This is a genomic window from Sphingomonas sp. CBMAI 2297, from assembly GCF_029870595.1.
GTDB lineage: Bacteria > Pseudomonadota > Alphaproteobacteria > Sphingomonadales > Sphingomonadaceae > Sphingomonas.
The window spans coordinates 15,439-29,173 of sequence record NZ_JAPDIR010000026.1 but is presented as its reverse complement, the minus strand read 5'-3'; the positions used below and the strand labels follow the sequence as shown (position 1 = coordinate 29,173).

The window sequence follows — 13,735 nt, the reverse complement described above, 5'->3', positions numbered from 1 at the left end:
TCCCGCGCCCGAGGAGGCCCGCCCGCCACGCCCGCTCGCGCCCTCCGCGCTGGGCGACGATGCCGGGCGGGACCGGGCGGGAACCGGCGCCTGGGGCTGCAATCCCTTGAATTCGCGGACCTCCCCCTCGGCCACGCCCAGGGCATCGAGGGCAGCGGCGCTGGCGGCATACCAGCTCTTCTGCGGGGGGACGCCCTTGGCCTGGGGGCCCAGGGCACCGGCGATGACCAGCCGCTCCTCGGCCCGGGTGGCGGCCACGTAGAACAGGCGCCAATGCTCGCTGAGCTCCCGCGCATCGGCATTTTCGAGGACTTGCCCCAGTCCCCCCCGCTCGGCGGCGCGAGGCCGGAAGATCGGCAGCTTTGCGGAGGCGGCGGACGGTTCCCAATGCAGAAAGTCGCGCGGAGACCTTGTCGGGTCGACGGTGGCATCGGCAAGGACGACCAGGGGCGCCTGCAGGCCCTTGGCGCCATGCGCGGTCATCACCCGCACCGCCGCCTGGGGCTGGGCCGCGTCGCGGACGATCTCCACATCGCCGCGATCGAACCAGTCGAGGAACCGCTGCAGCGAAGGCGTCGCGACCTTTTCGAAGTTGAGAGTCGCATTGAGCAGCTCCTCGATCGGATCGCGCGCTTCCTCGCCCAGGCGGCGCAGCAGCTTGCGGCGGCCATCCAGGGGACCGGAGAGCAGTTCTTCCAGAAAGCGATAGGGCGTGGCGATGTCCGCGCGGGCAAGCAACGCATGGAGCGGTGCCAGACGCTCCTCTGGCTGGGTCTTGCGCAGATGCCGCCACAATCCGCCGCCCTTGCGGACCGCGGCGTCCATCAATTCCTCCTGGGTCCAGCCGATCAGCGGCGAGACGAGCAAAGATGCCAGCGACAGATCGTCCTCAGGCTGGAGCGCGAAGCGGATGGCGGCGAGCAGGTCCTGCACCGCCAGCGGCGCGTTCAGCCGCAGGCGATCGACGCCCGCCACCGGCACGCCCTCGGCATAGAGCCGCGCGACGATCAGCGAGGCGAGCTCGCCGCGACGCTTGACCAGGATCATCACGTCCTCGGGCGCGAGCTTGCGGCCCTTGCTCTCCAGGTCGAGATTGCCGATCCAGCCCTTGATTGCCCGGGCGATGCGCCTGGCCAGTTCGCGGGTTGCATCGCTCACCCATTCTTCCTCGTCCGCCTCGCTGCCGCCTTCGGTGACCGGCGGCCACAAGGTCACGCTGCCCGGACCCGGCACTTCGCTGGCATGCGGCTCGGCATCGGAAAGCTCGCCCATGCCCGGCATCGGCAGCGCGCCGATCGCGGCGTCGACGAACTCCAGCACCGGCCGGGTCGAGCGGAAGCTGTGAGTGAGCGACAACTCCTCCACTTCGCGCGGCGCCACGTCGAAATCCGTATCGGGGTGGATGCGCGACTTTGCGAGGAAGCGCTCGAAGGCGGCGCGGAAGAAGATCGGGTCGGTGCCCTGGAAACCGAAGATCGCCTGCTTGTAATCCCCCACGGTGAACAGCGTGCGGACCGTCTCCGCGCGCACGCCCTCACCGACGAAGAACTCGTCCGCGATCGCGCTGACGATCGCCCATTGCTGGGGATTGGTGTCCTGCGCCTCGTCGATCAGGACATGCTCGGTCGCGGTATCGAGCTTGAAGCGCACCCATTCGCCCATGCCCGGTTCGGCGAGCAGCGCCACGGTGCGATGGATCAGATCGTTGAAGTCGACCGCGCCGAGCCGGCGCTTTGCCCGCGCATAGGTCTCGGCATAGACCCGGCCCGCCTCGAGCCCCGAAGCGAGCAGGTCCGCATAGGCGGCCTGGGTCTTCAGGCCGAGCAGTTCGGCGCAAGTCTCGTAGAGGCGCATCGCATAATCGGCATAGGCCGGATCCTGCGGCGCCTGGCCCTTGCCGAAGGAGCGCGGCTCGCCCTTGGCGGTGGCCCAGATCGAATGGAGATCGGCCAGGCTGGCGGCGCGCGCCTCGGGCGATCCGGACAGCCAGGCGGCGGCGATGTCGGCCCGCTCCAGGCCGCGCGCGGTGCCCCAATCGGCATTCATCACCGTGAGCGCCCGCAAGCTGCCGAGATCAAAGGCGGCGTCAGCGCAGCGCCGGGCGATCTCGGCGTCGATATCCCCCAGGGGAAGTCCGAGCGCCTCGCGCAGGAAAGGCTGGACCAGGATCGGCAGCTCGGCCAGCGCCTCGCCCTCGCGCGCGCAGGCCTTGAGGAAATCCTCGGCCTTGCCCTCGCCCAGCCGTAGCGACAGCGCGCCGACCGCATCGACGATCCAGCCGCGCCCCGCCCGCTCGGCATCGACCAGCATCTCGGCCAGCGCCTCGCGCGCCAGCACTGCCTCCTCGCGCTGGTCGAGCGGGCGGAAGCCGGGGACGAGCCCCGCCTCCATCGGGAAGGCGGCGAGCAGCGACTGGCAGAAACTGTGGATCGTCTGGATGCGGATACCGCCGCCGGGCGCGTCGAGCACCTTGGCGAAGAGCTGGCGGGCCTTTTCGCGGCCCGAAGGCGAGATGTTCTCGCCCAGCGCTTCCAGGTCGGCGGCCAGTTCGGTGTCCGATGCACGCACCCAGCGGGCGAGCCGGCTGGTAATCCGCTCGGACATCTCGGCCGCGCCGGCCTTGGTGAAGGTGAGGCAGAGGATCGCGCCGGGATCGGTGCCGCCCAGCAGCAGCCGCCAGACGCGCGCGGCCAGCACCTGCGTCTTGCCCGTGCCCGCCGAGGCGGAGAGCCAGATATGGCGGCCGGGGTCGCTGGCTGCCTTCTGGTTGCCCTTCAGCTTGTGGAGGGGGCGGACTTCAGTCACGGCGGCCATACCATTCGTCGCGCCGCATCAGCTGGTCATATTCGGCATAGGGCGCATATTCCGGCACCAGCTTGGCGGTGAAGGGCTGGTCGCCGGTCAGCCAGGCGCGGACCGCCTCGGCGAAATGATGCGCGGCGATGTCGACGAACTCCTCGGCCGGGATCGGCTCCTTCTTCTTCGGATCGACGGGGCTGTCGACATAGCCGAAGCCGCCGGTGCGCGGGGAGCGGGCGAGCGACCAATATTCGAAGGCGCGCGCCGTGCCCGCGATATCGGCGAACCCGCCCCGCTCGGCGATCAGGCCGAGCAGGCCGAGCTGGAGGCTGAACCCGGCGCGCACGGCACGGGTACTGGGCGGCTGGCCGGTCTTGTAGTCGACGATCGCCAGGCCGCCATCGGGCAGGCGATCGATCCGGTCGAACTTGCCGCGCAGCTTCACCCCGGCGAACTCGACCTCGCCGTCCCGTTCGACCGCGAGAACCTTGCGCTCCGGATTCTCGGCGATCTGCCGGGCGATCCAGTCGATCGCCTCCATCAGCCGGGGCTGCCAGAGCGCGCGCATCATCGGATGGGTGCGTTCGTCCACCAGCATCGCCTCCGCACGCGCGCGGAGCCTTGCCGGATCACAGCCGTCGAGTTCGAACCATTTCTGAAGAACGTCGTGCACCGCCGTGCCGCGCCACGCCGCGCTGGGATCGGCATCGACCGGATCGAGCGGCATGAGCTTGAGCATGCGGCGCGCGTAAAAGGCATAGGGATCGGCCTTCAGGCGATCCACTTCGGTCACCGAAATCGCCTTGGGACGGTCCCCTACCGGCGGCGAAGGCTCGGGGCGCTCGGCGGGAAGGTGCGCGCCGGGATCGTCGATCGCGCGCAGCCAGGCGGCGAGATCGTCGGCCCGGTCGAGGCCGCCGGAAAGCGCTTCCAGCCGCAGCCAGAAGCGCGAGGCGATGGTCGGCGCGGTGGCGTCGCGCCGCGCGCGCGTGAGCAGCACTTCGGGCGCACCCAGCGCGCCGGCCAGGTCGTGCGCGGCCAGGCCGATGCGGCGCTCCAGACCGGGCAGGCCCAGCTCGGCGCGGATGCGCGGGGCCAGCCAGGGATCGGGCGCCGGCAGGCCCGGCCACACGCCTTCGTTGAGCCCGGAGAGGATCATCAGGTCGGCGGTCTGCAACCGCGCTTCGAGCTGGCCGAGAATGGCGAGGCGCGGATGGCCGCCATGGGGCGGGCGCACCGCGATCTGGTCCATCAGCGTACGCAGCATCGGCGCGAGCATGTCCGGATCGGCGCGGCGCGGGCCGTCGCCGGCTTCGCGCTCGAGATCGTCGAGCAACGTCGCGGCGGCGCGGCCCTCGGCCCGGCTCCACAGTCCGTCGCCGCCAAGTGCCTGAGCGGCCTCGCGCAGCGCGGCGAGCAGGACGGGGATCGGCTGGGCCCCGTCCCCGCACGCCCGCTCGAGCGGCTCCAGCAGCGCCCGGGCCGTCGGCCACCATTGCGCGGCGGCCTGGCGAAGGGGGCCGTCCCTGCCCTCCTGCTCCGCCAGATGGCGATCGATGCCGGTGAGATCGGGCGCCGGGCGCGGCCCGCGCAGCGCGCGATCGAGCAGGCGGGCACCCTCCAGCCATGCGGTGCGCGCCTCGGGCATCACCAGCGGGTGCTTGAGGAGCGTGAGTAGCGGCAGCGGCGCGAAGCGCTGGGCGGCGGCATCGGCCAGCGCCAGCAGCAGCGTGCCCGGCGGCAGGATCGAGAGCGGCTGGCCGGCGGAATCGTCGATCGCGATGCCCCAGCGCGCGCAATGCGCGGCAACGCGGCGGGCGAGCGCGCGATCGGGCGTGACCAGCGCGGCGGTGCGGCCGGGAGTCTCCAGCGTCTGGCGCAGCGCCAGGGCGATGGCCTGGGCCTCTTCCGCCGGCGTGGCGACTGCGAGGGCGCGCACGCCGTCGAGCCGGCGCTCGCGCTCCGGCAGCGTGGTCCAGCCATGGGTCAGCTCGGGCGGCTGCATCGCCGAGGCGATTGCCTTGCTGCGCGAGGGCGCCGCGTCATGCTCGCTGGCGGCACGCCAGGGATCGAATTCGCTGCGATGGACGCCCATTCGCTCCAGCAGGAGCTTGAGATGGAATTGCGGGTGCGTCTCGAGATTGCGGCGGCGCCGGCCGGTGACCGGGTCGGGCGCATGCGGGCCGAGCATCTCCCATTCGGCATCGGAGATCGCGATGGCGAGGTCGGGCAGCACCACCATGCCCTTGGGCAGGCTCGCCACCATCCGCTGGAGCCGGGCAATGGCCGGCGCGCTGGCGGTGATGCCCGCGGCGCAGACAAAGCCCTGGGGCGGGCTCGCCTTCCAGCGCCTCGTCACATTGTCGATCAGCAGGCGGCGGCGATCGGCGAGGTCGATGCGGCCGAGGCGGGCGAGTTCCTTCGGCCAGCGTTCGAGGACGATCTCGAACAGCTTGAGCGAGCGCTCCCAATGGGCGGAGAGCTCGGGCCCCAGGTCCAGCTCCCGAAGCCGGCGGGGCGGAACTTCCTCGATGAGCAGCTGGTCGAGCGTGGCGGCGAGGTCGCCGGCGAGGCGGACGGCCTCCGCGGCGTCGTGGCGGGGTTCGGCTTCCTGGATCAGGCGCGCGAGGATCAATTGGCGCTGGAGCGGCGGGACCGCGGGCGGCACGGGGTCGGGATCGCCGGCGGCATCGAACACCGCCTCGTCCAGCTCGGGATCGCCGACCGCGACGAGCCGCGGCAGGAGCAGGCCGCCGCCGCTGGCGCGGACGAACGCGTCCTGGATCGCCCTTTTGGCACGGTTGTTGGGAAGCAGGACCAGCCCGCGAGCCAGGCCCATCGGGTCGCCGCCGAAGCGCCGGATCAGCCCGTTCGCCAGCGCGTCCGCAAAGGCACGGTGCGGGGGAATGGTGTAGAGGCGGAGGGCGGTGGACATGGGCTGGGCGACCCTAAACTCCCTCTCCCCTTCAGGGGAGAGGGTCGGGGAGCGGGGTCTGTGGATAACTCCCCTCTCCCGGCTTCGGCTACGCCTCGCCACCAGCATGACCGGCCCGATGCTCCCCGCAAGCGGAGAGAGGGAGAATCACATCTCCGCCAGAACCTCTTCGGCTTCCTTCACCGCCGATGGCGTGCCGACATCGAACCACAGGCCCTGATGGACCACGCCCCACAGGCGCCCCTGCTCCATCGCGCGGTTCCAGAACAGGTTGGTCGAGAACGGCCCCTCCGGCCAGTCGCGGATCGCACGCGGATGGAGGATCTGGGCGCCGGCATAGACGAAGGGCGCGAGGCGGCCAGGCTTGCGGCGCTCGGTGATGCGACCCAGCGGATCGAGCCGGAAATCGCCCTGCCCCCGATGACTGAACGCACGCGCCAGCGGCACGAGCAGCAGCAGCGCGTCCATCTTCTCGTCGTTCCAGGCAGCCGCCAGCGCATGGAGCGCGTCGATCGGCCCGTCGACCCAGAGCGTGTCGCTGTTCACCGTGAAGAAGGGCTTGTCGCCCAGCATCGCCCGCGCCTGGACGATGCCGCCGCCGGTCTCCATCAGCTGGGCGCGCTCGTCCGAGATCAACACCTCGATATCGCCGGCCCGCGCCTTCAGATGCGCCTCGACCTGGTCCGCCAGATAGTGGACGTTGACCACCGCGCGCTTGATCCCGGCGTCGCGCAGATGGTCCATCGTATGGTCGAGCAGCGGCTTGCCGGCGACTTCCACCAGCGGCTTGGGACGCGTCACGGTGAGCGGGCGCATGCGCTTGCCCAGGCCCGCGGCCATCACCATCGCCGTCTCCGGCATGGCCACGTCCGGATTGGGGCGCAGCGAATAAGTGGCGGACTGTTTCATGCGGTGGCGCCGGAACCTGCAATCGTCAGCGGGTCGCCGCGCATGTCGGCGGGGATATTGGCCTCGAACCAGTCTGCGACCGGCTTGAGCGCGGGATGCTGCAGGTCGCGGTTGAGATAGGTCCAGACACGCGGGCACAGGCCCGGATAGCGCGGCTTGCCGTCGCGCTTCCACAGCCGGGTGAAAATGCCGACAATCTTGGCGTTCCGCTGCGCGCCCAGCACGTGATAGGCCACGTCGAAGGCGTCGCCCGCACCGGTGATGCGCTTGTAGCGATCGAGCATCGCGGTCTCCAGCGTCTCGGGCACGTCGCGGCGCGCGTCCTGCAGCAGCGAGACGAGGTCATAGGCGGGATGGCCCGCCAGCGCGTCCTGAAAGTCGAGAAGGCCCAAGGTTTCCGCGCTACCGTCGATCAGCATGATGTTCTCGACATGATAGTCGCGCAGCACCGTGACAGGCGTGTGACCCGCGAGCACCGGCGCCAGCGCCTGGTCCCAGGCGGCGCGATAGCCGTCGAGATCGACATCCAGGCCGACCGCCGGGCAGTACCATTCGGGGAGCAGGCTCACCTCGCGCTGATATTCGGCATGGCTATAGGGCCGCAGCTCGGCCGCGGCGGGATAGCCGGCGAGGCGGATGAGCAGGTCGATCGCCTCCTCGTAGAGGCGCAGCTCGCTCTCGGGCGCGGCATCGACGGTCTCGCGCATGCGGGCGTCGCCAAAGTCCTGGATCAGGACCAGCCCCTCGGTCAGGTCCTCGTGCAGGATCTCGGGCGCGGCGAAGCCGTTGCCGGTCAGCCAGCGCGCGACGTTGATGAAGGGGCGCGGATCCTCGTGCGGCGGCGGCGCGTCCATCAGGATCGCGGTGCGATCATGCTCCACCACGCGGAAATAGCGCCGGAACGAGGCGTCGCCGGCGAGCGGGCGGATCTCAGCGCCGCCCCAGCCGGCGGCCATGAGGAAGTCGGGCGCCGCGGCGGGCGGATTCATGTCGGGAACCATCGGTCCTTCCATGCCGCCGGCACCTTCGCTGTCAAGGCGCGCGCGCCGTCCGGTGCCACATCCAGGGACAGCCACAGCGCATCCTGCCACGCCGCCTCCCCCAGCCGCTCGGGCCATTCGACGATCAGCAGCGAATCGATTCGGGCGTCGTCCAGGCCCAGCTCCGCCGCCTCGGACGGATCGTCGAGCCGGTAGAGGTCGACATGGAGCACCGGGAAGCGCACCTCGGGCGGGTCATAGGGCTGGACGATCGCGAAGCTGGGCGACGGCGCCTCGCCCTCCAGCCCGAGCGCGGCGAGCAGCCCGCGCGCGATGCTGGTCTTGCCCGCGCCCAGCGGGCCGGACAGCGCGATCACGTCGCCCGGGCGCGCCAGCCCGGCGAGGCGGCGGCCCAGTTCGAGCGATTCTTCCGGCGAGCGCAGCAGCATGGCGTTCCTTTATCACCCGCGCCGGGATTGAACACTTCCCTGCCCGGTGAGGATTAGACCTGTGCGCTCCCCTCCCTGGAAGGGAGGGGCTGGGGGTGGGTATTTGCACACGATACGGTGAGGCTATGGCTTCATCGGCAGTATCGCCAAGCCTCCACCCACCCCTGACCCCTCCCTTCCAGGGAGGGGAATTGATTATTTCCGCGGCAGCTCCACCGTCACCAGCGTCCCCTCGCCCGGCTCTGAGATCAGTTCGATCCGGCCGCGATGCGCCTCGACGAACTGCCGGGCGAGCGGCAGGCCGAGCCCGGTGGTCCGCTCGCCACCACGGGCGTTGCCGAACTGGGCGAAGCGATCGAACGCGCTCGCCGCCGCCTCGCGGCTCATGCCCGGGCCATTGTCCGAGACGATCACCCGCGCGACCCGCTTGTTGCCGTCGAGATGCAGCAGGACGCGCCCCTGCTCCGGCGTCGCCGCCACGGCATGGCGCAGGAGGTGCTCGATCACCTGCCGGATGCGCCGGGCATCGCCGGTGATGCTGCCCGCACTGCCGGCGTCCTCGACCACCAGCTCGATCCCCTTGGCCTTGGCGAGCGGCGCCACCGCCTCGGCGGCATTCTGCGCGGCGATCTCGATGTCGACGGGAGCCTTTTCCAGCGGCGCTCCCTCGCTCTGGGTCAGGTCGAGCACATCGTCGATCAGCAGGCCCAGCCGCTCGACCGAGACCAGGATAGCCTCGGCATATTCCCCGCCGCTCGCGCTCAGCGGGCCGGCAAAGCCGCCATGCAGCATCTCGGCAAAACCCTTGATCGAGGTGAGCGGCGTGCGCAGCTCGTAGCTCATGTTCGCCACGAAGGCGGTCTTCACCCGATCGGCCGCTTCCAGCGCCTCGTTGCGGTCGCGCAGCGCCCGCTCGGCGCGGTGGTGATCGGTGGTGTCGAGCATCGTCACCAGGGCGTTGCCATCGGGCAACGGCACCGCCGTGATGTCGAAATGCCTGCCATCGGCAAAGGCGATGCTGGAGCCGCGCGACTGGCGATCCTGCGCGGCGATGCGGATCAGATCGCCGATCACCTCGGCGCGCGCCGACTTGGCGAGCCGCGGCCCGGCGGCGCGGACCAACTGCTGCACTTGCGGATGGCCGTCGAGGAAAGCGTCCTCGAAATCCCAGACCTGGCGGAACTTGCGGTTCCACAGCTGAAGCCGCCCCTTGCCGAACACCGCGACCGCCTCGGCCAGGCTCTCCAGCGTGGCGGTGCGCACCTGCTGCATCTCGCCATGCTCGCGCTGCAGCTCGAACTGCTGGGTCTGGTCCTCGAACAGCAGCAGCAGCCCGCCCTCGGGCAATGGCTGGGCGACAACGCGCAGATGCGTGGCCCCCAGGCTCCACGTCTCCTCCACGGCATCGGGCGAGACGAACCATTCGCGCCGCTCCGCCTTCCAGGCCGGATAGTCGCGGACCTCGGGCAGGCGATTGGCCTCACGCATCCGATCGAGCACGCGATCGAATTCAGGCCGGTCGGCCAGCCATTCGTTCTTCACCGCGAACATGCGGCGGAAGGGCTGGTTCGAGAAGATGAGGCTGCGATCCGCCCCGAACTGGGCCACGCCGGCCGAGATCCGGTCGAGCATCGCGCGCTGGGCCGCGGCGAAGCGCTTCAGGCCGCCCCGCGCCTGCTCCAGCTCCTCGATGTCGACCGCGAAGCCGGCGACGCCGCCGGTGGGCAGCGGCACGTCGTGCAGGCGCAGCATCCGGCGCTTGCCGCCGATCGTCGCCGGCATCGCCGCGGTCTGCGGCTCGCCGGTATCGCGCGCGATCGCGGCATTGGCGAGCGGGCCGCCCAGCCCGACGCCCTCGACCAGCTCGAGCCCGCGCGCCACCACATCCTCGGCATCCTTGCCCTCGACCGCCTCGACATAGGCCGAATTGACCATGAGCAGGCGCAGGTCGCCGCCGCGATACCACATCGGCATCGGCGCGGCCTCGATCAGGGCGGTGAGTGCATCGAAGGCGGCGCGCAGGCGCGCGGCCTCGCGCTGGAGGCGATTGATCTCGGCCTGGCTCTCGGTCGCATCGAGGAACCACAGCACGACGCCGCCCGGCGCGTTGACGGCCTGGGGCGCGCGCTCGCCGATCACCAGCAGGGCGCGCTCCGAGCCGCATGCCCGCACGGAAAGGCTGAACGGCTTGCCCGCCTTCTGCGCGGCGGCGACGCGCACGCCGAGCGCATCGGCATCCTCGGGCAGCAGCCCCGCCCTGTCCCCGCTCAACTCGGCCAGTTCGCGCGGCAATTCCTGGAAGCCGAGCCAATCGCCCAGCCGACGCGGCAGCTCGATACGGCCATCGGCGCGGACCAGCATCGCCTGGGCCGGCGATCCGCTCACCAGCGCGGAAAGACGGGCATTGGCATCGGCGATCGCGGCGGCCTCGGCACGGGCACGCAGGCCCAGATACAAGGCCCAGACGGCACCGATCAGCAGCAGCGCGAGGACCGCTCCCGCGACGACCGCGGATGCCTGGGAAATGTGGATCAAGCCGCGTCCCCGCAGCCTTTGCGCACTGTCATGGCGCAACCTTTAGGCAATGCATCGCCGGTCGGAAAGGCTGCATCCGGCCCGTGCGCAAACGAAAAGGGGCCCGGCGAGCCGGACCCCTTCGTTCTCCCATCAACCGGAGTTGACGATCAGAACTTCACGCTCGCCGCGATGCGCGCATAGCGGCCGAGAATTCCCGAATAATAGGTGACGGTGCCGCCGCCGGCCGGCGCCGGATAGGGCGGCTTCACGTTGAACACGTTGTCGACGATCAGCTTCAGGCTGAACTGATCGTTCACGCGCGTGCCGATCGTGGCGTTGAACAGCCACCAGTCGCCCACGCCCATGATGTTGCGGGCATTGGGCGCCTCGTCGACGTCATACCGGCTCTTGCCGAAGTACTGAGCCTGGACGAGCGCGTTGAAGCCCTTGCTCTCATAGGTGAAATTGGCCGTGCCCGAATGGTGCGGATAGCCGATCTCGCCCGCAAGGTGGTTGACGTCGCCGGTGCCGACGCGCTGCTCCAGCTTGTCGCGGTAGAAATAGTTCACCGAGAGACCGATCACGCCCGCATTGTTGAGCCCGACGCGCTCCAGCGGCAGGCGATAGGCGCCGGTGACCGTCAGGCCCGAGGTCTTGTACGACGCCGCGTTGTAATAGCCCTCGCGGATCATCGTGATCTGACCGTTGGCATCACGATCGACAAGGCCGCAGAAGCTGTTCGGATAGCTGGGCGAGTCATAGCAGGCATTGAGGATGTCATCGCCGCCGAGCGAGGTGATCGCATCGGTCAGCTTGATGTCCACCCAGTCCACCGCCAGCGTGAAGCTGCGCGCGAAGCTCGGCTGGATCACCGCGCCCACCGTCCAGCTATTCGCCTTCTCGTTGCTCAGCCCCGGATTGCCCGAGACCGTCACCGGCACGGTGAAGTCGCTGTAGTTCGACGTGAAGTTGGTGGTGTCGATGCCAGCCGCGGTGCAGTTCGCCTTGCGGACGGCCGGGTTCGGGCCGCTGCCGACATAGCGCGTGTCACACGGATCGCTGCCCACGTCGAAGGCCCGCGAGGTCGGGTTGAACGCCTCGGTGATGGCCGGCGAGCGGATCGACCGGGTGAAGTTGCCGCGGAACGTGATGTCGCGGATGAAGCCGATGCGGCCGCCCGCGGTCCAGGTGAGGTCACCGCCCGACAGCGAGTTGTGCACCCAGCGCGCCGCGCCGTCGAACTCGGCCGTCTTCAGCCAGCTCAGGCCGTTTTCCGGCGTGACGAACGGCACGCGAAGTTCGCCGAACACTTCGTTGGTGTTGAACGAGCCCTTGATCGGATCGATCGGGATGATGCGGCCATATTGCGTGCGCGTGCCGTCACCATTGTCGTGGCCGTAATAGTAGGAGCCCGGATCGAACTTGGTCGATTCACGGCGATGCTCATAGCCGAGCGAAACGCTGACGTCGTTGCCGAACAGCGAGAACACCGGGCCGGTGACGTTCGCGTTGAACACCAGCTGATCGTTGGTCGAGACCGGACGGGCAATCGCGAAGATATAGTCCTTCGCGGCCTGGCTCGCCTGGCCGACGCCGAAGATGTTCAGCGGCGCGCAGGTGCTGCTGATCGTCTGGGCGGGCGAGTTGGTGTAGCCCGGACGGCACACGATGTTGCCGTTGACGTCCTGCACCGCGTCGAGCGCGTTGAAGAAGTTGTCGTTGACCAGCTCGTAGTTCTTGCCGACCGTCTGCGAACGACCGTAGTTCGCCGACACTTCCCACTGGAACTGGCGGCTGCCGAGCGAGAAGTCGCCCGCGAAGCCACCGACGAAGCGATAGGTCTCGACATTCGCCTCGGCGCGGCCGGTGGTCAGATCGGAAAGCGCGCGCCCGACATAGAACTGGGTCGCACCCGCCGGCAGGTTGGCCGCGATCGTCGCGCGGTCGGCCGGGTTCAGGAACGGATTGTTGATCGACAGCAACAGGTTGCCGTCGGGCGTGCCGGCGGCATCGAACAGCGCGGTGTTGTAGTTGGGCTGGTCGATCAGGTTGACGCCCTTGTTGTGCGAATACCAGGCCTCGCCGAAGAAGCGGATATGGTCGGTCAGCTCATAGTTGAGCTGCGCGTTGACCAGGTAGCGCTCCGAGCTCGTGAGCAGATTGCTCTGCGCCGGCAGGTCGAAGCCGTTGCCGCCGCTGCTGATGAAGCCCTGGCGCATCACCGTGCCCAGATTGAGCGGGACGAGACGGCCATTGGGGCCGAACTGGAGCAGCTGGCCGCTGGCATCGCGGATGCCCGAGCGCGAGGCGAGGAAATCATCGTCGCTGAACGGCACGCCGCCCGCAGTGAAGGCGGTGTAGCGCTGCGACGGATAGAGCACGCGCTGGAAGGGCGAACCCAGCGAGGCCGGCGGCGTGCCGAAGAAGTTGCCCGCCGCGGTGATCGCCCGGTCGGCCGAGGTGAAGCCGGTGGTCTTGTTGTACTCACCCGCGATCACGATGTTGCCGCGGCCGCCGGCGAAGTTCTTGCCGGCCAGGATGTTGATGCGCGCCTCGGGGGCATCGCCTTCCTGCGAGATGCCGTACTGGCCGCCGATCTCCAGGCCCTCATAATCCTTCTTGAGGATGACGTTCACCGTGCCCGCGATCGCGTCCGAGCCATAGATCGGCGCGCCGCCGATGGCGACGGTCTCGATGCGCTGGACCAGCGTGGTCGGGATGTTGTTGAGGTCGACCTGGCTGCCCGGCGAGACCGGGCCGAAGATGCTCGCCGTGTTCGACGAGACGAAGCGGCGGCCGTTGACCAGCACGAGCGTGCGCTGCGTGCCGAGGCCGAAGAAGTCGACAAAGGTCTGCGCCGGGCCGAACGACGACTGCGCGCCGACCGCGCTGTTGCCCGGAGGGCCAAAGGACGGGATTTCACGCAGCGCCTGGCCGACATTGGTGTAGCCGCGCGACTCGATCTGGGCGGCGCCGACCACCTGGGTCGGCTGCACGGTGTCGAACTCGGGGCGCGCGATGCGCGAGCCGGTCACGACGATCGTGCCCTCGGCAGCGGCGGGCTGATCGTCCTGGGCGGCCGGGGCGTCCTGCGCCTGGGTCTGGTCGGAAGTCTGCGCGGCCGCCGGGGTGGCCATCAGAGCAAG

Annotated in this window: 7 protein-coding genes; all 7 read right to left on the bottom strand. The window is 69.5% G+C overall.

Going from position 1 to position 13,735, the window contains the following annotated elements; translation table 11 throughout:
• Nucleotides 1-2,814, bottom strand: a 2,814-nt coding sequence (locus OMP43_RS22520; RefSeq protein WP_280281809.1) for a UvrD-helicase domain-containing protein, incomplete at its 3' end; no start/stop codon positions are given.
• Nucleotides 2,798-5,734 (bottom strand): double-strand break repair protein AddB, encoded by a 2,937-nt coding sequence (gene addB / locus OMP43_RS22515; RefSeq protein ID WP_280281808.1) that lies wholly within the window; start codon nucleotides 5,732-5,734, stop codon nucleotides 2,798-2,800. The genes OMP43_RS22520 and addB, both read right to left, overlap by 17 nt.
• A 147-nt stretch (nucleotides 5,735-5,881) precedes the next feature.
• Nucleotides 5,882-6,643 carry a nucleotidyltransferase family protein gene (locus OMP43_RS22510; RefSeq protein ID WP_280281807.1) on the bottom strand — a complete coding sequence of 254 codons (762 nt, stop codon included), beginning with the start codon at nucleotides 6,641-6,643 and terminating at the stop codon, nucleotides 5,882-5,884.
• Nucleotides 6,640-7,632, bottom strand: a complete 993-nt coding sequence (locus tag OMP43_RS22505) for a phosphotransferase (protein WP_280281810.1) — start codon at nucleotides 7,630-7,632, stop codon at nucleotides 6,640-6,642. The genes OMP43_RS22510 and OMP43_RS22505 overlap by 4 nt, the downstream gene beginning before the upstream one ends.
• Nucleotides 7,629-8,072 carry a tRNA (adenosine(37)-N6)-threonylcarbamoyltransferase complex ATPase subunit type 1 TsaE gene (gene tsaE / locus OMP43_RS22500; RefSeq protein ID WP_280281806.1) on the bottom strand — a complete coding sequence of 148 codons (444 nt, stop codon included), beginning with the start codon at nucleotides 8,070-8,072 and terminating at the stop codon, nucleotides 7,629-7,631. The genes OMP43_RS22505 and tsaE overlap by 4 nt, the downstream gene beginning before the upstream one ends.
• Nucleotides 8,073-8,267: 195 nt before the next feature.
• Entirely contained in the window at nucleotides 8,268-10,607 is a 2,340-nt protein-coding gene (locus OMP43_RS22495; protein ID WP_280281805.1) for a HAMP domain-containing sensor histidine kinase, read from the bottom strand.
• A 149-nt stretch (nucleotides 10,608-10,756) separates the two neighbouring features.
• Nucleotides 10,757-13,726 (bottom strand): TonB-dependent receptor plug domain-containing protein, encoded by a 2,970-nt coding sequence (locus OMP43_RS22490; protein WP_280281804.1) that lies wholly within the window; start codon nucleotides 13,724-13,726, stop codon nucleotides 10,757-10,759.
• Nucleotides 13,727-13,735 lie beyond the last annotated feature (9 nt).